The organism is Allocellulophaga tsushimaensis, from assembly GCF_055383085.1.
Genome location: NZ_AP039451.1, coordinates 1,116,892 through 1,142,635 on the forward strand (window position 1 = coordinate 1,116,892; position 25,744 = coordinate 1,142,635).

Annotated in this window: 25 protein-coding genes; 1 reads left to right on the forward strand and 24 read right to left on the reverse strand. The window is 32.7% G+C overall.

What is annotated here, in order from left to right:
* Positions 1-4: 4 nt before the first annotated feature.
* From ACZ451_RS04930 to ACZ451_RS05025, 20 genes are all read right to left on the reverse strand, one after another.
* Positions 5-1,219, reverse strand: a complete 1,215-nt coding sequence (locus tag ACZ451_RS04930) for a glycosyltransferase family 2 protein (RefSeq protein WP_464215991.1) — start codon at positions 1,217-1,219, stop codon at positions 5-7.
* A gap of 25 nt (positions 1,220-1,244) precedes the next feature.
* Entirely contained in the window at positions 1,245-2,213 is a 969-nt protein-coding gene (locus ACZ451_RS04935) for a UDP-glucuronic acid decarboxylase family protein (RefSeq protein ID WP_464215992.1), read from the reverse strand.
* 25 nt (positions 2,214-2,238) lie between these two features.
* Positions 2,239-3,600 (reverse strand): UDP-glucose dehydrogenase family protein, encoded by a 1,362-nt coding sequence (locus ACZ451_RS04940; RefSeq protein ID WP_464215993.1) that lies wholly within the window; start codon positions 3,598-3,600, stop codon positions 2,239-2,241.
* 363 nt (positions 3,601-3,963) lie between these two features.
* The gene (locus ACZ451_RS04945) at positions 3,964-4,146 is read right to left on the reverse strand and encodes a hypothetical protein (RefSeq protein ID WP_464215994.1); all 183 of its coding nucleotides are present in this window, start codon (positions 4,144-4,146) and stop codon (positions 3,964-3,966) included.
* A gap of 124 nt (positions 4,147-4,270) precedes the next feature.
* The gene (locus ACZ451_RS04950; RefSeq protein WP_464215995.1) at positions 4,271-5,833 is read right to left on the reverse strand and encodes an alpha/beta fold hydrolase; all 1,563 of its coding nucleotides are present in this window, start codon (positions 5,831-5,833) and stop codon (positions 4,271-4,273) included.
* Positions 5,834-5,895: 62 nt separating this feature from the next.
* Complete coding sequence (locus tag ACZ451_RS04955) at positions 5,896-6,732, reverse strand: helix-turn-helix domain-containing protein (RefSeq protein ID WP_464215996.1); 837 nt, start codon at positions 6,730-6,732, stop codon at positions 5,896-5,898.
* A 96-nt stretch (positions 6,733-6,828) separates the two neighbouring features.
* Positions 6,829-8,316: a serine hydrolase domain-containing protein gene (locus ACZ451_RS04960; protein WP_464215997.1), complete on the reverse strand. Its 1,488-nt coding sequence runs from the start codon at positions 8,314-8,316 to the stop codon at positions 6,829-6,831.
* Between the two features lie 200 nt (positions 8,317-8,516).
* Positions 8,517-8,888 carry a hypothetical protein gene (locus tag ACZ451_RS04965; RefSeq protein WP_464215998.1) on the reverse strand — a complete coding sequence of 124 codons (372 nt, stop codon included), beginning with the start codon at positions 8,886-8,888 and terminating at the stop codon, positions 8,517-8,519.
* Positions 8,889-9,111: 223 nt separating this feature from the next.
* The gene (locus ACZ451_RS04970; RefSeq protein ID WP_464215999.1) at positions 9,112-9,825 is read right to left on the reverse strand and encodes an SMI1/KNR4 family protein; all 714 of its coding nucleotides are present in this window, start codon (positions 9,823-9,825) and stop codon (positions 9,112-9,114) included.
* Positions 9,826-10,291: 466 nt separating this feature from the next.
* Positions 10,292-11,278, reverse strand: a complete 987-nt coding sequence (locus tag ACZ451_RS04975) for a DUF2931 family protein (protein WP_464216000.1) — start codon at positions 11,276-11,278, stop codon at positions 10,292-10,294.
* A 7-nt stretch (positions 11,279-11,285) separates the two neighbouring features.
* Positions 11,286-11,783, reverse strand: coding sequence for a hypothetical protein (locus ACZ451_RS04980; RefSeq protein ID WP_464216001.1), 498 nt, complete (start codon positions 11,781-11,783; stop codon positions 11,286-11,288).
* Between the two features lie 174 nt (positions 11,784-11,957).
* Positions 11,958-12,425 (reverse strand): VOC family protein, encoded by a 468-nt coding sequence (locus ACZ451_RS04985; RefSeq protein ID WP_464216002.1) that lies wholly within the window; start codon positions 12,423-12,425, stop codon positions 11,958-11,960.
* 74 nt (positions 12,426-12,499) lie between these two features.
* Positions 12,500-13,315 carry an AraC family transcriptional regulator gene (locus ACZ451_RS04990; RefSeq protein ID WP_464216003.1) on the reverse strand — a complete coding sequence of 272 codons (816 nt, stop codon included), beginning with the start codon at positions 13,313-13,315 and terminating at the stop codon, positions 12,500-12,502.
* Between the two features lie 127 nt (positions 13,316-13,442).
* The gene (locus tag ACZ451_RS04995; protein ID WP_464216004.1) at positions 13,443-13,643 is read right to left on the reverse strand and encodes a hypothetical protein; all 201 of its coding nucleotides are present in this window, start codon (positions 13,641-13,643) and stop codon (positions 13,443-13,445) included.
* Between the two features lie 23 nt (positions 13,644-13,666).
* Complete coding sequence (locus ACZ451_RS05000) at positions 13,667-14,752, reverse strand: hypothetical protein (protein WP_464216005.1); 1,086 nt, start codon at positions 14,750-14,752, stop codon at positions 13,667-13,669.
* A gap of 192 nt (positions 14,753-14,944) precedes the next feature.
* On the reverse strand, positions 14,945-15,646 hold the full coding sequence (locus ACZ451_RS05005; protein WP_464216006.1) for a hypothetical protein: 702 nt from the start codon (positions 15,644-15,646) through the stop codon (positions 14,945-14,947).
* Positions 15,647-15,774: 128 nt separating this feature from the next.
* The gene (locus ACZ451_RS05010) at positions 15,775-16,851 is read right to left on the reverse strand and encodes a ligand-binding sensor domain-containing protein (protein ID WP_464216007.1); all 1,077 of its coding nucleotides are present in this window, start codon (positions 16,849-16,851) and stop codon (positions 15,775-15,777) included.
* 480 nt (positions 16,852-17,331) lie between these two features.
* Entirely contained in the window at positions 17,332-18,030 is a 699-nt protein-coding gene (locus ACZ451_RS05015) for a hypothetical protein (RefSeq protein WP_464216008.1), read from the reverse strand.
* Positions 18,031-18,431: 401 nt separating this feature from the next.
* On the reverse strand, positions 18,432-18,938 hold the full coding sequence (locus tag ACZ451_RS05020) for a hypothetical protein (RefSeq protein WP_464216009.1): 507 nt from the start codon (positions 18,936-18,938) through the stop codon (positions 18,432-18,434).
* Positions 18,939-19,099: 161 nt separating this feature from the next.
* Positions 19,100-19,528, reverse strand: a complete 429-nt coding sequence (locus ACZ451_RS05025; protein WP_464216010.1) for a hypothetical protein — start codon at positions 19,526-19,528, stop codon at positions 19,100-19,102.
* A 151-nt stretch (positions 19,529-19,679) separates the two neighbouring features.
* Between ACZ451_RS05025 and ACZ451_RS05030 the strand changes: the two genes are divergently transcribed.
* Positions 19,680-20,735 (forward strand): IS110 family RNA-guided transposase, encoded by a 1,056-nt coding sequence (locus tag ACZ451_RS05030; protein WP_464214865.1) that lies wholly within the window; start codon positions 19,680-19,682, stop codon positions 20,733-20,735.
* A gap of 551 nt (positions 20,736-21,286) precedes the next feature.
* Here ACZ451_RS05030 and ACZ451_RS05035 read toward each other — a convergent pair.
* The 4 genes from ACZ451_RS05035 to ACZ451_RS05050 all read right to left on the reverse strand — a co-directional run bounded on the left by ACZ451_RS05035 (position 21,287) and on the right by ACZ451_RS05050 (position 25,689).
* On the reverse strand, positions 21,287-21,991 hold the full coding sequence (locus ACZ451_RS05035) for a hypothetical protein (protein WP_464216011.1): 705 nt from the start codon (positions 21,989-21,991) through the stop codon (positions 21,287-21,289).
* Positions 21,992-22,465: 474 nt separating this feature from the next.
* The gene (locus ACZ451_RS05040; protein WP_464216012.1) at positions 22,466-23,221 is read right to left on the reverse strand and encodes a DUF6882 domain-containing protein; all 756 of its coding nucleotides are present in this window, start codon (positions 23,219-23,221) and stop codon (positions 22,466-22,468) included.
* Positions 23,222-23,699: 478 nt separating this feature from the next.
* On the reverse strand, positions 23,700-24,455 hold the full coding sequence (locus tag ACZ451_RS05045) for a DUF6882 domain-containing protein (RefSeq protein ID WP_464216012.1): 756 nt from the start codon (positions 24,453-24,455) through the stop codon (positions 23,700-23,702).
* A 478-nt stretch (positions 24,456-24,933) separates the two neighbouring features.
* Positions 24,934-25,689, reverse strand: coding sequence for a DUF6882 domain-containing protein (locus ACZ451_RS05050; RefSeq protein WP_464216012.1), 756 nt, complete (start codon positions 25,687-25,689; stop codon positions 24,934-24,936).
* Positions 25,690-25,744: the final 55 nt, after the last annotated feature.

Genomic DNA, 25,744 nt, shown 5'->3' on the forward strand with positions numbered 1-25,744 from the left:
AGATTTAACTGTTTAGGGTACCGTGTTGTGTATGTATAAATTTTTTATTTGCTCCTTTAAGTTTAAAAAGCGATAGAAACATAAGAGCAAAAGCTTTTGGTAAAGTCAGTAATGCCATTAAAGTTTTACGGGTATAGAATGCACGTGGAATGGCACCTAAAAAAGCTATTACTACTATACCAAAAGTAGCTTGCCATACCAATGAGGGTATTGCAAATAAGGTGCTTAATTCTGGAAAAAATAACTGAACTACTACAGAAATTAGCGTTAGTATAGTAACTAAACCTGCTAATAAAACTCTGGGAGGTGCAATCATCTGGTATACCTTATCAAAAAAATCTAAATTACCTTTTAGAAAAAGTGCTTTTATACCTGACCAAAAAAATCGTTTAAAATAGACAAATTGTGCAGAAAGCCATCTTTTTCGTTGGTTCGCAAAAACAGCTGCCTTTTGAACTTTCTCATCTAATACTAGGGCATCATGTAGATATTCAATAGTTTCCCCGTCTCGCAACAAGGTTAATTCCAATTCTTTGTCAAAGCCGCCTATTGCCTTTATATTGGCCATAGTGGACTTAAAAAATTGATAGTCGAAAGCCATTCCTGAGCCTATAAGTGCAGAAGAAAAGCCTAAAACGCGATGTCCTTTTCTAAAAATATGATTATTAACCTCTTCGCTTATTGCATCTAAAATAGCAAAAGAGGTATTGGTGTTTTTAGCTACGCGGTGTCCTTGTACTACTTTAAATCCATGGTTAAAAGCAAGGTTCATTTTATAGATGAAATCATATTCCATAATATTATCAGCATCTAATATTAAAGCCACATCATAGCTATCACCTATTTGTGCCATCGCAGCATTTAATGCTTTGGATTTGGTACTTGTTTCAAACGAAACTTTGATCAAAGTGATGGGTAAGGTCTCTAATGTTTTTAGGGTTTCTTGCTCAAAAGAATCGGCAATTACCACAACATCAAACTTGGCCTTATCATAACTTTGTTCCAGCGCTTTTTTAGCGACTTCTATAATTACTGCATCTTCTTTATATCCGGGGATCAGCACCGCAAACTTCCGCTCTACTTTAGAAATAGATTTGCTTTTTAGTTGTGGTTTAAAAAGCCCTGCTATAGAAAATATAAAAAGGTATAAAACGCTAAAAGACAAATAGGCAAATAGCAAGAGTTCTAGAACAGTAAGGCTAAATTTTAGAAGTTGCATAGTTGGGTTTTAAAAACGTTATTCTCTAAACATTCATCAGTTTTTGGATCGATGCTGTTTTTAGTAGCTCATCAAAATAAGAGATGGTATCTATTAAACCAGTTCTAAGGTCTATCTTAGGCTCCCAACCGTTTAATTTTTCTTTTGCTAAACGGATGTCTGGTTGCCGTTGTGTTGGATCATCAGATGGTAAAGGCATATGAATAATTTTAGAAGAACTCTCTGTAAGCTCAATTACATTTTGCGCTAGTTCTAGCATGGTAAATTCTACTGGATTACCAATATTTACAGGACCAATAAAATCGTCTCCTGTAGCCATCATACGGATCATTCCTTCTACTAAATCGCTTACATATTGAAAACTTCTGGTTTGGGTTCCATCTCCAAAAATGGTAATATCTTTACCTTGCAATGCCTGGTTGATAAAGTTAGAAACAACACGACCATCGTCTGGCTCCATTTTTGGTCCGTAGGTATTAAATATTCTAATAATTTTTACCTGTACTTGGTTAGATTCGTGATAGTTTACAAATAAGGATTCTGCACAACGTTTCCCTTCATCATAACAGGAACGAACACCAATAGGGTTTACATGTCCCCAATAGTGTTCTGGCTGTGGATGTAATTCTGGGTCACCGTATACTTCACTGGTAGATGCTTGTAAAATTTTGGCGTCTATTCTTTTTGCTAATCCCAACATATTTATAGCGCCCATTACGGATGTTTTAATGGTCTTTATAGGGTTATGTTGGTAATGTACGGGTGATGCGGGACATGCCAAATTATAAATTTCGTCAACCTCTATAAAATATGGAATAGTGACATCGTGACGTACAACTTCAAAATAGGGATTGCCCATTAAGTGTACTATTTTACTTTTTCTTCCTGTAAAATAGTTATCTAAACAGATAACTTCGTTCCCTTCATTTAATAATCGTTCGCATAAATGCGATCCAACAAATCCTGCTCCACCAGTCACTAATATTCGTTTCATTTAATTATTATTTTACGTGCTTGTCTTACACAATTATTTTTTTATTTTTTTCTGTTTTAGGAGCATTTATGGTTTTTCTTCCAATGCTGTAATAGGTATATCCCATATCTTTCATTTCTTCAGGATCATACATATTTCTGCCATCAAAAATTAGTTTATGGTTCATTATTTTTTCCAAAATCCTGAAGTCTGGCATTCTAAATTCTGACCACTCCGTTATCAATAAAAGCGCATCTACTTCAATACAAGCATCATACTCGTCTTTGGCATATATTACAGAGTTTTTTAAGGTATGCTTTGCCTCTTTCATTGCCACTGGATCATAAACACGAACCTCGGCGCCCATTGCTAACAATTGTTCTATGATGACTAAAGAAGGTGCCTCTCGCATATCATCTGTTTTGGGTTTAAAAGAAAGTCCCCAAATACCAAATTGTTTCCCTTTTAGGTTCTTACCAAAATGAGCAGTTACTTTTTCTATTAGTTTTGATTTTTGTTTGTAATTAACGCTTTCTACTGCTTTTAGTACCTCTAAAGAGTGCCCATATTCATCTGCGGTACGCACTAGTGCTTGCACATCTTTTGGAAAACAACTTCCTCCGTACCCCGTGCCAGGATTAATAAATTTATCCCCAATTCTTGTATCAGAACCAATTCCTTTTCTTACGAGATCTACATTTGCCCCAACCAATTCACAAAGGTTGGCGATATCGTTCATAAAACTAATTTTTGTAGCCAGCATGGAGTTTGCAGCATACTTTGTCATTTCCGAAGAAAAAATATCCATAAATAATATGGGATGTCCGTTCATCAAAAATGGCTTATAAAGTTTCTTTAATGTATTCTCTGCTCTTTTAGATTCCGTTCCGATAACTATTCGGTCTGGTTTTAAAAAGTCTTCTATGGCACTCCCTTCTTTTAAAAATTCTGGGTTAGAAGCTACATCAAAAGGAATATTTACGTTACGTTTGGCTAGTTTTTCGGCTATCATAGCCTTAACTTTATAAGATGTTCCTACTGGTACTGTACTTTTTGTAACGATTACTTTATAATTCTCTAAATATTGACCAATTTCTCGAGCAACACCAAGTACGTATTTTAAATCTGCACTTCCGTCCTCATCTGGTGGTGTGCCAACTGCAATAAAAATAACATCGCTACCTTCTATTCCTTTTGCGAGATTGGTTGTAAAGGTAATTCTACCTTTCTCTAAATTTCTAGCTAAAATTGTATCAAGTCCTGGTTCGTAAATAGGAACTTCACCTCTAAGCAGCATATTCACTTTTTTTCTATCGATGTCTACACATGTTACATCTATGCCGGTTTCTGCAAAACACGTTCCTGAAACCAATCCAACATAACCAGACCCTATTACTGTAATTTTCATATTTACAAATTATATTATTTTTTCTTATATCATTGTAAATATATTCTTACATTTTAATTACGCTTAATTATTGTTGTGAAATACGCCTTTTAAGTTGTAAAAAAGGGAAAGCGTTGTTTTTTAGTGTTTTATTGGTGAAACGCTATTGGAGAAGTCAGTATGATGTACTCAAAATTGTACGTTGGCATTCTTTGTGTATTTTCAGTGGTTAACAATTGATAGAAATCAATGTATTTTAGTTGCTACCGAATGGAAGGTAAAGAAATATATCCTATCGAAAACTTAAGGTTTTGCAATGGTTACTTTTGTTTTGCGCAGACTTTTGCTAACCTACTCCTTTACAAATACTATTCGTTTCGTGTTTTACCAATTATCTTTATCAATTTGATAATCAAATGATAAAGCGGTTTTATTTCCACTATCAGAAGGGATTGTCCATTCGCTTCCATGTTTAACATCAAATTCGAACATTCCATCTATTCCACTTTTTTTCCAAGCTCCCGTTTTTTCAAGTCCGATTAATATAACAATCAGAGAAATCAGCAAGAATATTCCTCCAACAAAATTAGAGATATGAATAATAAACTTTCTAGCATATTAATTTTTCAGCTTGTGTACAAAGTATGTTGTAAAATGCATTGTGATTTTTTTATATAATGTAGCAGTAATTTTATTTATTATATTTCTCGAACAAAGATTCTCCCTCAATTGACCAAAAATTAAACTTTGGTAATTCGTAAGTTGAAGGGAGTGTTTTCTTAAATAAAGAAAAATCAATTTGATCAAAATCAATATTCATAAAATTATACACTTTGTTTATTAGTATTGAGTCTTGAAAAATAAGTGCTCTTTTGGCATTGTGAAACCCTCTTTTTACAGAAATTAAATGTCCATTCTTTAAATAATTCATTAGAAACTCAGCATTTTCATGTGGAGTTTGCAAATCCATGTCGCCTTGAATTAATAAAATTGGGATATCATGTTTTACATGCTGACGAAATTCACCGTTCACTTTTGGAGCTGGACAAATGTCTCTAGTAGATGTATAATGTGCATTAATATCTCCTAGCCATTTTTTAGCGGGTCTACTATTAATAATCTGCTCCCTTTCCTTAGAAATACCTATACTATTATTAAATAATGGATTTATCATAATGGAAGAGGAGTTATAAATCCTTCCTTTAGAAAGCATTGCCAAGAATCTAAAATCTCCACGATACATTTCGGTAATATATTTAGGCCAAGATTCAATATCACCACGATAACTTCCTGAATATGGATTCATAATAGCATACCTAAGATCATCCGCACCCACAACTATTATGTCTTCTTCGCTATTTTCTTTATTTTTTAAAGATACTTTTTCTGGATGTTTTTCAAGTCTAGTTATAATTTTTTTAAAAGCTTTTAATAGGCCTCCTTCAGGTAAATCTTGTGAAATAGTTGCATCGGTTTGTGCATATGCATCAATTTTTTCTAAAACTTTCCATATACCTTCGGGGTCATCATAATTATTGTCAAGTGGTTCTATACCAGAAAAAAGAGCTCTATCCACATTGTCTGGGTATCGTTGTATATATCCAAGAGCCCATTGTGTTGCAAAACTATTACCTATTAAGGCTATTTTTTCATAATTCAATTTCTGTCTAATAGCTTCAATATCATCTACGAAATGAATAACATCATACCCTTTTGGGTCGATACCTTTTGATTGGAACATTGCTAAATATGCTGCATAAGCTTCTTTTCTATTTCTGTTCATTAATCCCAAATCAAAAGGTTGATCTAGTGTACCGCCATTACTCCATTTATATCTGAAGTTTGAAATAGAAAGTCCCGGAGATTTAGGATTACCTCTTTGATTAATTAAAATAACATCCCTTTTCTGATTGACAAAATTTAACTCAAATCGCCATGCTTTCGCTCTCTTACCTTTAAAAAAAACATCGGTTGAATAAGGTTCTCCAGGGCCAGCTCCTAAAAAAACAACTGGAGGTAGCTTACTTTTTTCTTTTGCAGGGAATCTGAAAAAATGGATCGCTATTTCTCTGCTTTTTGGGTTATTTCTGTTTTCTGGAACTAGAATTAAATTTTCAGTACCTTCAAATTTCCAATCATCATCTTCGATAAGAATAGGTTGCGATAAAATAGAGGTATCACGATTAGAAGTTTTAGATCTTTTATTACAAGATAAAACTAGCAATAAAACCAGAGGCAGTATAATTTTTTTCATAATTCAAAACTACAGAACCATCAGCTTTTAAAATTGTATTATTGAGACACAAATTAAATGTTCTATAATTTCCAGAAAAGAGTATCGTCTACAATATTTAATTGATTAAATAATTCTTTAGGCGTTAAACCACTTCTATTTTTTAGATGATGATTGAAATCTGCTTGATCATAATAATTACTTTCAAGTGCAATTTTAATAAGTTCTTTTGAAGATTTTTTTTCCTGAAAATTAAATAACGCTTTTCTGAATTTTATTACAGACATATATTCTTCGATAGTATAACCTAAGTGATTTTTGAATTTTCTGAGTAATGTTCTTCGACTCAATTTAATTGTTTTTGCTAACTCTTCTACTTTAATTAATTCATTTGTGGTAGTCAATATGTGAATAGCTTCTAAAAGTTTAGGTTCATTAAATAAAAAAAAATGGTTCAAAAAAAATGAATCTAATAAATCACGTTTGTTTTCTAATACAGGTTCATCATATACTTTAGGTAAAAATGTTTCAAATGCATTATCAAAATAATTAAAATTTGAATAGTGTTTTTTTAGAAGTTTAGAGAGCGGAATCTTTATAAAATGATTAATTCCTCCAGGATAAAATACAATTGCTAACCGATCTAACGGTCCATGAAATTCTACTTCTTGATATTTATCAACTAGACCTACCAATAAAGAAGTAAATTTATTATTATTACTATAATTTTGCATTCTAAGTCTCTCTTGCGAACTTGTTATGGAGTTTTTATAGATACTTATCGTAGTAGTAATATTTTGGTAGAAGGTAATTTTTGAATAAAAGTTAGGATCTGAAGAAGAATGAACATAATAACCCTTTATTAAAGAATTTAGTTTTGAATTTCTTGGTCGTATAAACTTTACATGTCCTATTTTCATTTACTCCTATTAATGTGGTACAAAGTTCAATATAATAAACGTAGAGCAAGTAATAAGCACTATTATTTTAGTTTAGTACTTGGCTAAAATAAATATTCACAGATCTTTCGATTTAGTATGAACCCATATGCTTTTACATCTCATTATACATCGGTATTTCTTTCCAAACTTAACATTTTTAGCTCCAAAATTAGAGACTTTAAATCCAATAACATCTTGACTTTTTCGTAAAAACTCCATTTCAAATCCGAAAGTATTGGTTCCTGAAAATTTGTTTTTTTCAATTTGTGTTAATTCAATATCGCTTAATCTACGATGAGACATATTGAGTTTATTATCTTTAATTTTTATCCGATATGTTGTTCTTAATTCAGCATTGTAATATTCTCCCTCAAAATCGGTTAAATTAGAGTCGAAAAGTTTAATCGGATTGTCCTCGATATTTTGTTGTTTTACTTTGTTTTTCTGTTTTAAATCGTCTTTTAAATAAAACTCGGAGATATCCAGTCCAGCTTTCAATGCATTAAAAGATTCATCATTGCTCAAAGTAATAACGGAAAATCTCTTTTCGGGAAATCGAACTAAATATGTTCTGTACCCTGCGTCTCCTCCAGTGTGGTTGAAAAGAGCTAGACCGCGGTAATTTCTAAAAAATTGTCCTTTTGCATGATAAATCGTTTCTCCATTAAGAACTGTTAAAATTGCAGGTTTTCCATCATCCAATTTTGCAAGTTCATTAAATTTTCCAATTAGTTTAGAATCTCCAACAATCAGTTTTTCAAAGTTTATTGCCCATTTGGCTAAATCCTCTACAGTAGAAAATAGGCTTGTTGCACCAACATTTGAATAACTCAAAGTTCTTTTCTTTAAAATTCCATTGTCTTTAGCATAAGAATAGGCTCTATTCTTTACTATTTTCTCGTGGTCGTCATAAAATTGCGTGTTTGTCATTCCAAGTGGTTGGAATATATTTGCTTCGGTAAATTCAGTAAAAGACTGTCCAGAAACCTTTTTTACTATTTCAGCCAAAAGAGTATAACCTGTGTTACTATATTTAAATTTAGTTCCGGTTGTAAAATTTAGTTCTTTTTGTTGACTAATAAGTTTTAAAATTTGTTCGGTTGTGATTACATCATCCATTCTCCAACCAGCTAAAGTCAATAAGGCCCATTGGTCTTTTAGTCCGCTTGTATGATATAGTAAATGTTTTATAGTTATTGGTTTCCCGAAGTTTGGAACTTCCGGGATGTATTTTCTAATATCGTCTTCAAATGAAATCTTGCCTTCTTTTTCCAAAAGGTAAATTGAAAAAGCGGTAAACTGTTTGGAAACCGATGCAATGTGAAAAACTGTTTTCGGTGTTATCGGAATATCGTATTCAAGATTGGCCATTCCGTAACCTTTTTCAAATACAATTGTTCCATCTCTTACCACAGCTATAGCAACTCCTGCTGTTTCAGAATGATATTCTGAAAATAAGCTATCGATTTTTTGCCCAACGTTTTCACTTTGGGATTGGGCAATTCCATTGTACGTTAATAATACAAGAATAATTGTAACAGTCAGGTTTGCTATTTTTATCATTGGTTCGAATGTTTCTCAAGATTATGCACAACTCTCTCTACATACCTTCTTAGAGGCACAACCTGCCAAGTAGAAAGATTGCTACAACTTCTTGAATATATACCATGTTGAGTGTAGTTATCTAAAATAGTCACAAAAGCTAACAAGTACAAAAATACTTATAGTAAAGTTGGGATGCATTGATCTGATCTTTCTTAGGTTTAACTGAACCACGTTTTCCAAGGAATGAGAAAAGGCAATACTAAAACCCAAACAACAAAAAACAGTGCCATAGCTTTTGGGAAAGGAATATTATTGTAAAATGCTGGAATTGCAACTACAAATAACCAAGTTCCTTTGTATAGTAATTGTAGCAAAAGTACAGGCGAAAATGTAATTGGTTTCCAAAGTCCAAAAACAGATAAAATCGCTATAGCTAACCATAAACAGCCAACAAGTCGTATAACCTCTGTTGGTGGATAAGCGTTTCCAAAGGTAGTAAGAGCAGAATTTTTTGGGTTATAAAGTGCAGAAATTGCTATTTGCCCTGCTACGATAATGTTTAATATGTAGATAATTCTTAGTCCAATCATTTTATTCCATTTATTCCGTTTCTATAAGTTTTTTAAAATTCTGCATCACCACAGGCAATACGGATTTAAAACCAATACCAAACATAAGCCCCAATAATCATTTTAAAAAGCCTGTAAATTGTATCTCATCTGGAATTTTTTCATACTTTTCAATAAATTTTCTAACTTCTTCCAAGTTCTTAATTGATGTTTTTTTAGCTTACAAGTAACGTTTTTATGCCATTTATTTTTTATTGTATGCTGTTCTTAATTTTCTTAAATCATATATCAAACTACTTTGTTGAACTAAACCAAACATAATATTATCACCATTATCATTTTCAAATATTGCTTTATCTGCATTTCCATTTTCAAATTGCTTATTTATTAACCCAATGAATTCCGTTAATGAATTTGAAATTACAAAGTGATTATCCTCGTCAGATCCAAAATTTATTATTTGACCATTAACGCCTTTTGATTCTGGAGTCAAATCCATACCAATAAAATTACCATTATTATCACTAAAAATAGGAATCCAATTCTCATAATAAGCTCCAGCTTTTATAGTTCCTTCTGGGCTAATTTTACCATTCCAACTTGAGTTAAATTTATATTTATCTTCTATTTCCTTTAAATTTTTTAATTCATCTTTAATTTGAGAAATTGTTAACATCCGCATACCACATAAAACACCGCCATGAAACCATGATTTATCTTCGCCATTATTTAATTTATAAAGTGTCTTAAAATCATTTGGTAATTTCGATTTTATAATAGATTCGAGTTCAGTAATATCTGCTTCTGTTGCAGGTATATTTAATCTTTCATAATAAATGGGCAATTTATCTTCTAAATATTTTTTATAAGTATTCCAATTATCTGTCATATTATCATTTAATGTATTCTTGCCTAATCCAAAAGTTAGTATTAGAGAAATTAGAACTAAAATTTTCATTGTTTTATAATTTTCGTGTTAATAATTGTAATAACGCATAACGCTTTGGTTATATATATCTTCCAGAAAGCGAAGCCTGCCTAGTAGAAGATTGGTGTGACTTCTTGAATATATACCCTATTGTTATAATTACCTAATGTAATAACAAAATGTAACACGTACAAAAATACTGGTGTTATAGTTGTATTGTCTCGTATGTAGTATAGGGCAGTTTTATAGCTATTACTATCTTTTGCTTTAGCAGAATTTACGTTATTACTTTTTACACTTCTTATTAAGAATTTTTCTTCCAAGGAATTAAAATAATGAAGAGAATAAACTCCTAGCAAAATTTTCCAAAAATTAGAAAACAACCTTCTTAATCTGATTCAAAAATCACAATAATAAAAAAACGTAACTAGGCTAAATTTGGATAACACTTTGTATCTTAAAATCAACTAAATATTATTTGTCAATTATAAAAATTCTAATTTTTAGTTGTCACTTTTCTTTCAGTTTCAACTAATTGAATAATATATTTATTTTCAATTGTATTCCATATCTCATCAGGACTATTTTGTTTATCAAGCAGATAAATAATAGTACACTTATCGGAGTTTTCTAATTTCTTTATTGTTGAAGCATGGCTTTTATCAATAACATATTTTGAAACATATCCAACACCATTTTTATCAAACCAATGCACATTAATCTGTTTTGCCAAACCCCACCCACGATGATTATTGACCTTTTCCAAAATACTATTATTTTTAAGTTTTTGATTTAAGCTAATTGATTCTCCATTATAAAATAAAATATTAATTGCTACAATATTAGCTTCATCAAACGTATTATATTTAGGTAAACCGAAACGCAGTTGGCTAGTTATATCCTGATTTGTTAATGTATCATTTTCATCTATAACTACTCCTTGGGCAAGTACATTATATTTTTCAATTTCTATGGCAAATGTTGCTGTATTTATATCCAAACCAGAAAGCCATAAAACAACAAAACCTTTAGGAGAAATTCCTAAACTTAGCGATAATTGACCTTTAGGGTATTCTTTTCCCCATTTTTGCTTAAGTAATTCATGATTCTCATTCCAATACTCTAGGATTTTCTTTTTAGGGAAATCGAGTTCAATTGCAAAATCATTTTTGGTTTCAACTTCGTGCCATGAAACCTGTATTATTTCGGGCAATACATTATGCGATTTAGAATGAAGAACATTCCCTGATGATGCACCAGACCAGCCACTAAAAGAATTTAAAGTTGTATGCCGGTAAATTTCTTTTCCACTGGCTACGTACGCAATTTTCTTAATTTCAATATTATAGTCAATAGGTTTTACTACCTCTAAATTCCAGTTATATTTCTCTTTCACAGAAGATTTTATGTTATCACAAGAAATATTAAATAGTAACGAAATAAATACGATCACTATTTTCTTGTTGCTTATATCTAATTTCAAATTTGTTTTAATTTTCTAGTATTTTCTTATTCTCAATATCTACGATCACTATTGGGGAATTAATTCCTAAATAGCTCCACATCAATTTAATAGGTTTTTTATATGTATAAATACCTGAATTTTCACTTAAAATCCAACCCGTTTCAAAAACATCAGATTCGCCCTTCCCAATATATTGCATCTTATTTGGTCCCAGCCCATTTTGAATATTCATATCATAGGAATTTTTATCATTAATAAATAGCTCCAAAAATTTAGATCTCCCCATTACATTATCAAAATTAGGGATAGGTTGATTGCCCAAATTTGTAATTTTTATTTTAAATCTAACTGCATCAATCGAATCTGTATGCTTATCAACGTATTTGTAAAACGCTATAATATTCTTAAGTTGTATTGAGTCTTTCTTATAGCTATCAGTTAGCTTAAATTCCATTTTTTCATTTGATTGCGCAAATAATTGTCCAATGCTTAGAACTAGAAATAACTTTATTATGTTTTTCATAATTTCAGATAACACTCCGAGTAGCTATCTAATGTAGTGACAAAAGATAACAAGTACAAAAATACCCTTAGTAAAATCTTGTTATACTCAGCGTATTGATGGTCATGCCTATTGCGGGAACTATAAAAAAATAGTACAGGTGCTTCTTTTTGTTATAGCGTAGCAATACGGCGTTTAGTTTGGGGAATGTAGACCAATTTTATTCCCTTCCGAGTCAATGAATATTGCATAATATCCGCTTTCGTCTGCGTGAAACGATTTAGGGACAATTATTTTTCCTCCCTTTTTCTGAACCTTATCAAGAATTATTTGAAGATCATCTCCACCATTTAAATATATGGTCACTCCATTTGTAGAGGGCTTGTACCCTTCTGCTTTCATAATAACTCCTGTAACCATCTGTCCTTTATATGGGAATATGCCCATTTGCATTTCTGGAAATTCTATTTTTTCAATGGTAATGTCTAAAATTTCCTGATAAAAATCGACTGCTCTTGAAATATCTGTTGCAGGAATTTCAAAAATTGAAATAAAACTTTTCATTTTGTTAGAATTAAGCTGTGGTTTCTCTTTGTCCTGGTCTTTACACGCTAAAATGCAAAAGGAAAGTATAACCGCACTTAATAGTATTGTCTTTTTCATATTTACTGTTTAAATTCAAAGCACAAATATGAACTATTTACTAAGTCTAAAATTGTAAAAATGCGACACTTTAGTTATTTATAAAAAAGCCTAGAAAGAGCCATATTTTCATTACCTAAAAACTCTTTTGGGTTGATTCCAGTAAATTCCTTAAAGTCTTTGATGAAATGGGCCTGGTCAAAATACTCACTTTTGTATGCAATGTTGGTCAGGTTATCTGCCTTTTTGTTAAGTAACATTTTTAATGCTGTTTGAAGTCGGATTACTTTGCCTAATTGTTTTGGGCTAACCCCAATTTGCTTTTTAAAGTTTCTTTCTAGTTGCCTTCTTTTAGACACGTTTTCTTTAAGAATTGTAGTTATGGATTCTGTTCCATTTGATGATAAAAGTACATCAACAGTCTGTTTTACGATATGATCAATAGTTGTTTTATCATTCAATTTTTCTAAAAGAAAGTTTTCTATGATTTCAATTCGTTGTGTGTTGTCTCTGGCGTGAATTATTTTTTGTTCTAATTCTTTTGCAATATGCTCTCCGAACAATAATGCTATTGGTGTTTCTTTATTTGCTAAATTTTTAAGGGGCGTAGTTACAAAATTAGCAAAGCCATAAGGGTAAAATCTAATTGCAAAAGTATTTACGTAGCCTGTCGGCTCAATAAAAAATGGTTCAATTGTTTGTCCAAGGACCATTGCACGAGGTTGCAGTATAAATTCATCTTGCGAGGTATAACGCTTTATGTCATCTCCAAGGATAAATGCCATTTCTATACAACCATCAGGTATAATCCGCTGTCTTTCCGAATTATTTTCGGCAGGAACTTCCAAAGTCCAATAACAACTTACCAGAGCTTTTAAATTTGGATGTGGTTGGAATGTTTGATAGTTCATTAAGGATTAATTGATTTTTCTATACTGATAACACTTTCTTATCAAATCAGTTGTAAATTCAGTTGGTTCATCCCAAACATCATTTTTAGTTGTTCGATTGATTGTGCTGATTTTTTACTCATTATAATTATGAAAAATACTGATAGAAGATTACTATACTGACAAGAAAAAGTCCCATAATACCGCCAATTTTTTGAATACTAAAAGACTTTCTGATATAATCGTCATTTTTTAGAACATTCCAAATTTTTAATTCCCTGAATCCTAATATTAAAGCTAGGGCAAAACAGATTGTTCCAAATAACAATTCAAGTTCTTTTTTATCCATCTTTTAGATTTTTGTCAACGTTTTTATTCCATTCGTCTGAATTCAGTTGCTCCTTGTAAGGCTCCAATTGATTCAAATACTTCATCTTGGTCTTGCAATTTATTCCAACCCATTTTTGCTAATTCAGCTCTTACTTGGTCCTCCGTTTTTTCCTTTACAAAATGATAATATGCAAAATCAACAACTTCCATTGGTATTTTATCTATTGAATAAGATATTAGAGCCGAAGAAAGCCTTAAAATTCCAACAAAATAAGTGATTACTAATTGTAAACCCCAATTTACTAATAAACCTATCCAACCTGTATTCAGAGATTTTATTGTTAATCCAGCTTCAAACCTTGCTTGCATAAACTCCCAAAAACTAAATGGTCTAAAGTTGTTTTCGTTTAAGATTATTTGATATTGGAAATATTGGTTTGATATATATGTTATTAAAATCATTCCAATCAGTAGATAATGTAAATGATCATAAAAAGTGTAATTACTTACTTTTATAAGCTGTTTTAAAGCAAATCCCATAACTATAGCCACGCCAACTTCAAAAAGACCAATTATATAAATCCCTTTTACTGATAGAAAAGCGACAACAAATCCAAGAAAGAGAGCTGTTATTATTCCACCAACAATGGAAATCCATAATTGAGGTTTTTTTTGTTTTTTTGGTTGTGGTAAACTTTTTGGGATTTCGTAATCATCCCAATTGTTTGCTTTTTCCACTTCACTTTCTAATTCTACTAAAGCTTTTTTGTCAAAGTCTTTTTCAGTTTGCTGAAATGCGTATTTAAATAGGCGAACTCTTTTTGAATTTCTTCCATTATCCCACATTTCATTTCCAAGCGATACACTTTTGACTTTTACTTTACCAAATTCATAAGTCACAGAGATTTTTTCAGTCCAACTATTCCAATCTCCTTTTCTTTTTGCTTCTGCCGAGAGTTCGTCTTGAAAAACCAAATCCCATTCTAATTTTTCAAATGTTTTTATAACAATTGGAACGAAAACAGTTTTGTTTAAATCAGTTCTAAATTCTTCCTCGAATTTTGGTGTCCAATTGAAACTGTGTTTTTTCTTAATTATCGATTCGTATTTTTTTAGTTCTTCGGTCATTTTATATTACTGGAAACAATAAAATAAACGCACCAGTGTATTTATTTTATTATTACCCGTAAGATATGAATAATCTTTATTTTGTATGTTTTACTAACCAAATGGGCTAGTTATTTAGAGATGCTAAATAATCGTTTAATTAAATTATTCTTTAACAATTCGATGAATTGAATACTAGTAATTCCGGAATCATTATTGGTTTAAATATTTTTTGAAGAGCGAATCAACTTTCTTGGTTTGCTCTAAAGAAAGGTAGAATGTTTTATTTACTTCCTGTTCAATATTAGACATTAGTAAGATTCGGTTTCTGAATTTTAATGACTTGAGGTTTTCAAAATTGTAAATTTTACCATAATCAAAATCAATATCATCTTCCAATAGTGTAAAAATATGATCAATTTTATAGTTTGTGGCTTTGGTAGATATAAATTCTAAATCATTTATATAAGATGATAATGTAATTAGTTCTTGATTTAAATAAGAATCTTCTTCGTTATATGTATTAAGATAGTTGGCTAAATTGGTGTCAGAAAAAGTATAGCTAGTAGATCGTAATATTGTAAAAATATAAATGGTCAATTCTTGCTTATGGTCTTCAATGTTTTTTTCGGCGAGAAAGTCATTAAAATTCTCTAATTCTTGAGTTAATCCTTTTCTGTATTCATTGTCCTTAACAAGCGTTCGTAAATTAATATTATTTTCGTCTAGTAATTTTTGAATTAAGGCTTTTTCATTGTTTTTGGCTTTGCGGTTTTCATTTAAGTTATTAATGCCGAGAGCAATCAAAATCCCAATAACTACTAGTACAATCTCTCCTAGAGCATACTTAAAGTACTTTCCCGTTTTATCTTCTAAAAGTAAATTTTTTCTAATTTTTTTAAAGAATTTTATCATTGGTAATGGTTGGTTATAATGGAGCACAACGCTCTGGGTATATCTTCCAGGAGGAGGCGCAGCCTACCGAGTAGGAAGATTACTGCGACTTCTTGAATATATGCCTTGTTGTGCATTCGTATTTTATTTTACCAAGGTCCATTCTGTGTTACATTAATAAATATACCGTTTTCTAATCTAAAAGCACCACCAAACCCAACAAACCAAAGTCTATTAGATTGGTCTTTAAATATTTGAAAAACCACAGGGCCTTTATTGTCGTCTGATTTTTGAAATTCTGTGAGTTCATTTCTATCATAAGAATATAAATGATGTTGGTTAGAAACAAACCATAGATTACCATTTTTATCTTCTGCAATACTTCCTATTCCTTTTCCTGTTTCAATTTTCCCTTTTGTAATATTTGTTCCCTTATTATCTATTAAATTATAGAGGCCATTTTTTGTTGAAACCCATAATTTACCATTTTTATCTTCGAAAATTTCATTGACAAAATTCGTTTCGATTCCTGCTTTTTTAGAAACATTTATAAGAGAATTATTTGAGTATGAAAACAGACCGGCATTTGAACTAAACCATAGTATGCCGTTACTATCTTCAAATATACTATGCACCATAGTTGTACTTGAAATACCTAAAGTAGAATCTACTTTACCTTCGGGAAGTACAAATTTTGTAAAGTCTCGACCGTTAAAAAAACACACACCATCTATAGTTCCAATCCAAATTCTGCCATTTTTATCAGTAGCAATAGACCATACATCATCACTTATTAATCCGTCAGATTCGTAATAATTTGTTACTTTTTCTCCGTCAATACTACTAACCCCATCCGTATGTCCAATCCAAATTTTCCCATCATTATCTTCCGTAATATCTTTTACTGTAACTTTTTTTCCTGATTTACTTCTTATACTATCAATATGAGTAAGCGAGTTATTAGAAAATCTAAAAGCACCACCTTCTCCTCCAAACCAAATATCACCTTTGCTATCTTGAAAAATTGTTCTTACAACTTGACTAATTTGATTATTAATATCCGAGTAAAACAAAGAGTGTTCAGTATTGTATGTATTTGGTTTACTATCTTCTAATTTCTTTTCTGAGTTTATAGATTGTTTTATCTTCTTCTTGCTTTTTTGTCCATTGCAAGAATTTAAAATAAGCAACAAAGCTATAGTAGTAAATAATTTAATCTTTATCATCAGTATTTTTCATTCGTCAATATGACGCACAACGCTCAGGATATATCTTCCGGAAGGCGCAGCCTACCGCGTAGGAAGATAGCTGTGAATTCTTGAATATATGCCTAGTTGTGTGTAGTTATCTAAAGTAGTTAGAAAAGTTAACAAGCACAAAAATACTTCTGGTAAAGTCGCAGCATGCCCAAAGCATTGACGGTAATGTGTATTGAAGGAGTCGTAAAAAAAGCTATTTAGGTACTCCTGTTTTTTTGCAGCGTAGCAATACGGCCTTTAGGTCATTACCCTCAACAGTTAAGCTATGAACAGTACGGAAGCAAACTAGCGTTTACTTTCCGCCACTCACATAGCGAAATCTTTTTGTTTTAATTTTTCATTTTCAAAGCGAAATCCAAAAGATTTGGCGACTTTATAAATGTACGCAGACCTTTCGTTTTGCCCAAAAGTCCGCATTACGTTTAGCCATTGTTGTGAGCTGGCTTTTCATTTTTTTAAAGTAATCGTACCAAATGGAACGATTCCAGAACCATTAGGTGCTATTCTCATTTTATAATATAGGTCTTGTTCTTTCAAAATAAGTCCAGCCCTTGGGGTTCCAGCTGCTTCATAAGATAATGCTATTACATAAAAAATGTGCTCTTCATTAGGATTAATGGTTTTTTGTAATGTACTGGCATTATCAAAATTTGCGTCTAAGTAAGACTTTATTTCAGTTAAGCCATAGTTGAATTTTGAAAGTTTATTAACCGAAAATTTTTCTTGATGCAAAAATAACTTCAAGTAGGAGTCAGGTGGAGCGAAAATTGGAAATGAATCAGCGGGAACATTTATGTTTAGCTCTAAAGGACTATCAGTTTCATTTATTATTCGCGTCCAAAAGGATGCAAACCCATGTAATTTCCCAGTTAAGTCGGAATATTGTGTTCCATCCGGTTTAATCATTCCTCCCTTAGGAAAGCTGTTTTGTATGGTAATTTTTTTTCCTTTAGCAAGGGTGTATGTAGTATCTGTGTAGATATATTTTTCTAAATCATGCGTCTGTGATGGTTGTCTCTTATTACTATGGGCGGTGTTTTTTATATCCGATTCAATGGCTACTTTTCCTGGTCTTGATTTACTTTTTTGTTCGCAGGAACAAAGCCATACTATTGAACAAATCGATATTATTAAAACTCTTTTCATGTTTAGCTTGCTCACAACGCTCTGGGTATATCTTCCGGGAGGCGCAGCCTACCGAGTAGGAAGATTGCTGCGACTTCTTGAATATATGCCTTGTTGTGTGTAGTTATCTAAAGTAGTTAGAAAAGTCAACAAGTACAAAAATACTTATGGTAAAGTCGTGGCATACCCAGAGCGTTGAGGGTGAATGCGTATTGCGGGAGTCGTGAAAAAACAACTATTTAGGAGCTTCTTGTTTTTTTGCAGCGAAGCAATACGGCCTTTAGGTCATTACCCTCAACGGTCTCGGCTATGATTTCGTAGCGGCAATTCCCAACGGGAATTGTCGGACTGAAATCCAGCCGTATTAAAAGTAATTATTTTTAAGCTAGTAGAATGCAGCTATGAATTATAGCCAATGTTAGCTACAGTTTTTTATATTTTATTTTTTCCTTATTCAGCATTTTTTCAACCTTTGAAATTAAACTTTCAGTTGTTCCATTCGCAATTAGACGAATCAGATAGTGATAGCCGATTCCAAAAATCGGTAAAAAGAGAAATTCAATTTTTTCAAATCCATTTGCGAACATTTGATAAATTCCAATTCCAAAAGTCGCAACCGCAAAAATTAGTGAAAACCAATATTGCGTAAGAAAAGTAAGTCCGTTTGTGCGTTCCAATTTTAGATTACTTTCAGTTCCGTCCGCATTAGAATTCACACAGTTCATATTCAGACTAACCAATGGTCCTAAATTAGGCTTAAACATAATCAATGAGACTGAATTGTAAATTTCAATTCCACCATCGTGTGATATTTCCCCAGACAGATTATGTCGTTTCTTGAACACATTTTTCTTTATTTCTGAAGAAACAATTTCATTCAGTTTGTTTGCAGTTTCGAACAGTTTATATTTTACTATTTTTTCTTTCAAAAATTCGATTGTCTAAATTGTGTACAACGGTCTCGTATAACCGTCAGTTACGGGTTTTAAGTTACTATTTTCGATTAAGCACTGACGCTCGCAATTCCGAGTGGATTCGGACGTAGTCGAATCCGCCGTAATTGCGGTTATACATTGTTGTGGTTAGTTTTTTATTCATTTAGTATTTCAGTCAGTTTTGGAAATTCCGTTTCCATTCTTCTGTTGTCCATTTTTCCATCGTAGTCATTGTCTCCGTATTCAAGTCCGACTGCTATGAGTCCATCAAATCCATTTCGTTCCGATTTTGGTATTTCTCTTAAAATATCTGCAAAATTTGTTTCTCCTATTCGGTAAATTATTTGAGTCAAAACATATCCCAAATCATAAGAGCTTGCTGCTCCGCCATTCGGGAAGTTTTTTAATTCGACAATAGCTTTTTTTTCTTTTTTCAGAGCTTTGTAAATCAGATTTTCCATTTTCCGATTTTCAGTCAAAGATTGATGAACAAACAAAGTGTCTCCAATTATAATTCCGTCCACTTTTTCTTTTTTACAGCTAACTAAAATTATTGTTAGAAAGAGTAGTAATATTTTCTTCACAAAGTTTGTTTTAAATTAACCACAACGCTCTGGGTATATCTTCCGGGAGGCGCAGCCTACCGAGTAGGAAGATTGCTGCGACTTCTTGAATATAGCATCGATGAAAAAGCAGTAAGTCGAGTATCTTTAAAGTGAACTAAAAATTAAAGATATGGAAACTCAAATTACTGCATGCCCTAAGTTATATATTGGCATTGACATACACAAGAGAAGTTGGAAGGTTCATTGTGCTACGGATTTATTTTCGGGTAAATCATTTAGTATGTCTCCTGATCCGGAACAATTGTATAGATATGTTTTAAAACATTTTTCTGCTCATCAAGTAAGTGTAGCTTATGAGGCTGGTTGTTGTGGTTATTATGCCCACCGTTGTTTTGAGAGTTATAGTTGGCGCAGCTTGGTAGTCAATCCTGCTGATATTTATAGAAAAGGTAAGGAGAAACATACCAAGACAGATAATATAGACGCACAGTTGATAGCTAGAGAGCTTAAAGATGGTCGTTTAGAAAGTATCATAATACGAGATATCAAGCGAGAAGAACTTCGTAGTTTGTTTAGAAGGCGAAATGATTTGGTTAAAGATTTTAGAAGGATTAAGAGTTACATCAAGATGCAGTTATTGTATTTTGGCATTAAAGAACCAGAGGAATTTGATAATGACCATTGGAGTCATAAGTATCGTAATTGGTTAGATGCTATAGTTTTTAAACATCCAACGGCAAAAGCTACTTTGGAGAGTCGCATGCGTTCCTTCCGATTTATAGATCAAGAGTTACGAGGTGTATCAACACAATTGAGAAGATACTGCAAGACGCATTATAAGAAGGACTATATGTTACTGAGAAGCATCCCTGGTATTGGCGGGATAGTTGCTTGTGGTATTTTGTGTGAATTAGGCGATTTACGCAGATTCAATAGTGTAAAGCATTTAGCAGGTTATGTGGGTTTAGCCCCAGGGGTTCATCAAAGTGGTGCTAACTATAAGATCATGGGTATTACACCACGTGCACATCGACTGATACGAAGTTATTTTGTTGAAGCCTCGTGGCAAGCGATACGTACAGATCCTGTGATGCAGGCATATTACCGTAAGCATATGGGTAAGAACGTAAAGAGTATTATTATCAAAGTAGCAAGAAAGTTACTAAGTAGAACATTAGCAGTTATAAAAACAGAGACTCCTTATACGATAGGAGTGATATCCTGATAAAAAGTAACCATAACAAAGCTCATAGATAAAGCTCGTATCACAAAACAACGTGGGTGATCTAAGGTATTAGAATCACATTTTTATAGCAAGTGACCGAGTTTATTATAACTTAATAATCATACAGATGCTGGTGACGTTTCGTAAAAAAGAATCGATCACAAATAGGCGATGTCCTGAGCTAGCCGAAGGGATGCGGAGCAAGTTATATTAAAAGAAAAAAAGGTGGTTTAAAGCAAAAAAGAAAATATTATTTATCTTTAGAGAACTGGACTAAGGCTTTTCATAGGATGCCTTGTTGTGTGTAGTTATCTAAAGTAGTTAGAAAAGTCAACAAGTACAAAAATACTTATGGTAAAGTCGTGGCATACCCAGAGCGTTGAGGGTGAATGCGTATTGCGGGAGTCGTGAAAAAACAACTATTTAGGAGCTTCTTGTTTTTTTGCAGCGAAGCAATACGGCCTTTAGGTCATTACCCTCAACGGTTTGGCTATACGCAGTGTCCCGAAGGGCATTGCGTATAGGTGTTGTTGTGCTGCGTTATTTCTTTTTTATTCAACTTCTGTAAATTCTGTTCCTGTCCAAATTTCGTGATTGACTTCACAGTAAGCACATACTTCAATTAAATTTGCTATAGTGTCAATTGCTCCAACATTTCTAATTATCATTTTGCTGTCCTTTCTATATTCTGAACCGAGTGAAGTTCCATATCCACCAAATATTTCACCTGTTTTTCTGTCAACAACAACTCCACTTTGACAAGGCGAACCACAACCCCAAGTCACCAATGTATATTGTCCTGCGAAGTTTATTCCATTGGCACATTCATTTTTAATTTGGGTTATGAATCGTTTTGCATCTGGGTCTGTCGAAAAATCAGGGTCAGCTAATTTTCCGTTATAAATGTCAGCTGGATAATCCTTGAATGCGGTTTTGGGTTGGTATTTTTTATAGATCTTTACATTATCGTAGTCGATATTTTCTCCGATAATCACATCATTACGATATCCGATTAAAATTTCAAATGTCGGGAAGTTGTCAACTTCATTTTCATTCACAACTTTAACCTTCGCTAGCTTGTCTCCAAGTATCAAATAGCCGTCAGTATTCAGTAAAGTGTCAGGTTGATTTTCCTTTTGTTGAGTGTCTGTCTTTGTTGAATCGGAAATATTCAATACTCCTTTTTCTGAGTTGTCCTTATTGGATTGACAAGACAGAATCAAAAAACAAGTTAAATATGTTAGTATTCGTTTCATTTTAAATGCAGCACAACGCTCTGGGTATATCTTCCGGGAGGCGCAGCCTACCGAGTAGGAAGATTGCTGCGACTTCTTGAATATATGCCTTGTTGTGTGTAGTTATCTAAAGTAGTTAGAAAAGTCAACAAGTACAAAAATACTTATGGTAAAGTCGTGGCATACCCAGAGCGTTGAGGGTAATGAGTATTGCGGGAGTCGTGAAAAAACAACTATTTAGGAGCTTCTTGTTTTTTTGCAGCGAAGCAATACGGCCTTTAGGTCATTACCCTCAACGGTTCGGCTATGGCAAGTAGGGCAGGCAAGGAAACTTTTCGTTTCCGTCTGGTCTGCTAGCCAGAGCTTTTTGTTTTGTAATTATTTTGTTTATTTAATTGCCAAATCCAAAAGATTTGGCGGACTTAACAAACACGCCCAAGCCTTTAAATATAGCACTTTATGCCCTATTTGCTATAGCCATTGTTAGCCATAGTTTTATTTTCCATTAAATTCCTTCAATTCAAAATAACATTCCTCGCAAACCAATTTGATATCAGCAAATTTTTCAGATTCTTCATTCCACCCATCTTGCGCTAACCTGTACTCTTCACATTTGTTACACCAAGCTGCAAAATCTTCATTCTCCTCTAAATCCATTCCTTTAACCGCTTCGAAAGCTTCTTCAAATCCTTTTGGATTTTCAAGATTTAAATGCTGACAAACAAAGGCTATTCGTCGAAATCCATGAATTCCACAATCTACTTTTTTTTGTTTCATTCTCTGAACTTCCTTAGAGTTAATGTCTTTATAAACCTTAACAAGAATAAAATATTTTTGTAAATCTTTTGAATCAGTAGAATAAACTCCAATTCCACCAATCAGATTTTTGCTAATTGCCGTCAATTTCCAACATTCAGATTTTTCGCATTCTATTAAACCATTTGTTAAAAATTCAAATCCATGCTTCTTACCAAATTCCTTAATTTTAAGTGTCTCGTTTTTATGTTCTTCAATAGAACTTTCATTATGCCAACTCCACATCCATGTATTTGATATTGGCGAATAGGTTCCAACTGGGATATATTTAAAAAATATTTCATCTACATCTTCATTGTAAAGACGAAGTAATTCGCTCTCTTGGTCATAGAACCAATTTGAATATGATTTAGTATCAAACTTCGCATTGAATTTATCTTGAGATTTAGATAATTTTTCGAGTTGCTTATTTGCGTAATTATTGTATTCTAACATTTATGGGAAATTATGGCTAACGCTCTGGGTATATCTTCCGGGAGGCGCAGCCTACCGAGTAGGAAGATTGCTGCGACTTCTTGAATATATGCCTTGTTGTGTGTAGTTATCTAAAGTAGTTAGAAAAGTCAACAAGTACAAAAATACTTATGGTAAAGTCGTGGCATACCCAGAGCGTTGAGGGTAATGAGTATTGCGGGAGTCGTGAAAAAACAACTATTTAGGAGCTTCTTGTTTTTTTGCAGCGAAGCAATACGGCCTTTAGGTCATTACCCTCAACGGTTCGGCTATGGCAAGTAGGGCAGGCAAGGAAACTTTTCGTTTCCGTCTGGTCTGCTAGCCAGAGCTTTTTGTTTTGTAATTATTTTGTTTATTTAATTGCCAAATCCAAAAGATTTGGCGGACTTAACAAACACGCCCAAGCCTTTAAATATAGCACTTTATGCCCTATTTGCTATAGCCATTGTTAGCCATAGTTTTATTTTCCATTAAATTCCTTCAATTCAAAATAACATTCCTCGCAAACCAATTTGATATCAGCAAATTTTTCAGATTCTTCATTCCACCCATCTTGCGCTAACCTGTACTCTTCACATTTGTTACACCAAGCTGCAAAATCTTCATTCTCCTCTAAATCCATTCCTTTAACCGCTTCGAAAGCTTCTTCAAATCCTTTTGGATTTTCAAGATTTAAATGCTGACAAACAAAGGCTATTCGTCGAAATCCATGAATTCCACAATCTACTTTTTTTTGTTTCATTCTCTGAACTTCCTTAGAGTTAATGTCTTTATAAACCTTAACAAGAATAAAATATTTTTGTAAATCTTTTGAATCAGTAGAATAAACTCCAATTCCACCAATCAGATTTTTGCTAATTGCCGTCAATTTCCAACATTCAGATTTTTCGCATTCTATTAAACCATTTGTTAAAAATTCAAATCCATGCTTCTTACCAAATTCCTTAATTTTAAGTGTCTCGTTTTTATGTTCTTCAATAGAACTTTCATTATGCCAACTCCACATCCATGTATTTGATATTGGCGAATAGGTTCCAACTGGGATATATTTAAAAAATATTTCATCTACATCTTCATTGTAAAGACGAAGTAATTCGCTCTCTTGGTCATAGAACCAATTTGAATATGATTTAGTATCAAACTTCGCATTGAATTTATCTTGAGATTTAGATAATTTTTCGAGTTGCTTATTTGCGTAATTATTGTATTCTAACATTTATGGGAAATTATGGCTAACGCTCTGGGTATATCTTCCGGGAGGCGCAGCCTACCGAGTAGGAAGATTGCTGCGACTTCTTGAATATATGCCTTGTTGTGTGTAGTTATCTAAAGTAGTTAGAAAAGTCAACAAGTACAAAAATACTTATGGTAAAGTCGTGGCATACCCAGAGCGTTGAGGGTAATGAGTATTGCGGGAGTCGTGAAAAAACAACTATTTAGGAGCTTCTTGTTTTTTTGCAGCGAAGCAATACGGCCTTTAGGTCATTACCCTCAACGGTTCGGCTATGGCAAGTAGGGCAGGCAAGGAAACTTTTCGTTTCCGTCTGGTCTGCTAGCCAGAGCTTTTTGTTTTGTAATTATTTTGTTTATTTAATTGCCAAATCCAAAAGATTTGGCGGACTTAACAAACACGCCCAAGCCTTTAAATATAGCACTTTATGCCCTATTTGCTATAGCCATTGTTAGCCATAGTTTTATTTTCCATTAAATTCCTTCAATTCAAAATAACATTCCTCGCAAACCAATTTGATATCAGCAAATTTTTCAGATTCTTCATTCCACCCATCTTGCGCTAACCTGTACTCTTCACATTTGTTACACCAAGCTGCAAAATCTTCATTCTCCTCTAAATCCATTCCTTTAACCGCTTCGAAAGCTTCTTCAAATCCTTTTGGATTTTCAAGATTTAAATGCTGACAAACAAAGGCTATTCGTCGAAATCCATGAATTCCACAATCTACTTTTTTTTGTTTCATTCTCTGAACTTCCTTAGAGTTAATGTCTTTATAAACCTTAACAAGAATAAAATATTTTTGTAAATCTTTTGAATCAGTAGAATAAACTCCAATTCCACCAATCAGATTTTTGCTAATTGCCGTCAATTTCCAACATTCAGATTTTTCGCATTCTATTAAACCATTTGTTAAAAATTCAAATCCATGCTTCTTACCAAATTCCTTAATTTTAAGTGTCTCGTTTTTATGTTCTTCAATAGAACTTTCATTATGCCAACTCCACATCCATGTATTTGATATTGGCGAATAGGTTCCAACTGGGATATATTTAAAAAATATTTCATCTACATCTTCATTGTAAAGACGAAGTAATTCGCTCTCTTGGTCATAGAACCAATTTGAATATGATTTAGTATCAAACTTCGCATTGAATTTATCTTGAGATTTAGATAATTTTTCGAGTTGCTTATTTGCGTAATTATTGTATTCTAACATTTATGGGAAATTATGGCTAACGCTCTGGGTATATCTTCCGGGAGGCGCAGCCTAC

Bases quoted from the DNA above. Each gene is read 5' to 3' on its own strand.
- ACZ451_RS04930 (WP_464215991.1), bottom strand. From the start codon at position 1,219: ATGCAACTTCTAAAATTTAGCCTTACTGTTCTAGAACTCTTGCTATTT.
- ACZ451_RS04935 (WP_464215992.1), bottom strand. From the start codon at position 2,213: ATGAAACGAATATTAGTGACTGGTGGAGCAGGATTTGTTGGATCGCAT.
- ACZ451_RS04940 (WP_464215993.1), bottom strand. From the start codon at position 3,600: ATGAAAATTACAGTAATAGGGTCTGGTTATGTTGGATTGGTTTCAGGA.
- ACZ451_RS04950 (WP_464215995.1), bottom strand. From the start codon at position 5,833: ATGAAAAAAATTATACTGCCTCTGGTTTTATTGCTAGTTTTATCTTGT.
- ACZ451_RS04955 (WP_464215996.1), bottom strand. From the start codon at position 6,732: ATGAAAATAGGACATGTAAAGTTTATACGACCAAGAAATTCAAAACTA.
- ACZ451_RS04960 (WP_464215997.1), bottom strand. From the start codon at position 8,316: ATGATAAAAATAGCAAACCTGACTGTTACAATTATTCTTGTATTATTA.
- ACZ451_RS04965 (WP_464215998.1), bottom strand. From the start codon at position 8,888: ATGATTGGACTAAGAATTATCTACATATTAAACATTATCGTAGCAGGG.
- ACZ451_RS04970 (WP_464215999.1), bottom strand. From the start codon at position 9,825: ATGAAAATTTTAGTTCTAATTTCTCTAATACTAACTTTTGGATTAGGC.
- ACZ451_RS04980 (WP_464216001.1), bottom strand. From the start codon at position 11,783: ATGAAAAACATAATAAAGTTATTTCTAGTTCTAAGCATTGGACAATTA.
- ACZ451_RS04985 (WP_464216002.1), bottom strand. From the start codon at position 12,425: ATGAAAAAGACAATACTATTAAGTGCGGTTATACTTTCCTTTTGCATT.
- ACZ451_RS04990 (WP_464216003.1), bottom strand. From the start codon at position 13,315: ATGAACTATCAAACATTCCAACCACATCCAAATTTAAAAGCTCTGGTA.
- ACZ451_RS04995 (WP_464216004.1), bottom strand. From the start codon at position 13,643: ATGGATAAAAAAGAACTTGAATTGTTATTTGGAACAATCTGTTTTGCC.
- ACZ451_RS05000 (WP_464216005.1), bottom strand. From the start codon at position 14,752: ATGACCGAAGAACTAAAAAAATACGAATCGATAATTAAGAAAAAACAC.
- ACZ451_RS05005 (WP_464216006.1), bottom strand. From the start codon at position 15,646: ATGATAAAATTCTTTAAAAAAATTAGAAAAAATTTACTTTTAGAAGAT.
- ACZ451_RS05010 (WP_464216007.1), bottom strand. From the start codon at position 16,851: ATGATAAAGATTAAATTATTTACTACTATAGCTTTGTTGCTTATTTTA.
- ACZ451_RS05015 (WP_464216008.1), bottom strand. From the start codon at position 18,030: ATGAAAAGAGTTTTAATAATATCGATTTGTTCAATAGTATGGCTTTGT.
- ACZ451_RS05030 (WP_464214865.1), top strand. From the start codon at position 19,680: ATGGAAACTCAAATTACTGCATGCCCTAAGTTATATATTGGCATTGAC.
- ACZ451_RS05035 (WP_464216011.1), bottom strand. From the start codon at position 21,991: ATGAAACGAATACTAACATATTTAACTTGTTTTTTGATTCTGTCTTGT.
- ACZ451_RS05040 (WP_464216012.1), bottom strand. From the start codon at position 23,221: ATGTTAGAATACAATAATTACGCAAATAAGCAACTCGAAAAATTATCT.
- ACZ451_RS05045 (WP_464216012.1), bottom strand. From the start codon at position 24,455: ATGTTAGAATACAATAATTACGCAAATAAGCAACTCGAAAAATTATCT.
- ACZ451_RS05050 (WP_464216012.1), bottom strand. From the start codon at position 25,689: ATGTTAGAATACAATAATTACGCAAATAAGCAACTCGAAAAATTATCT.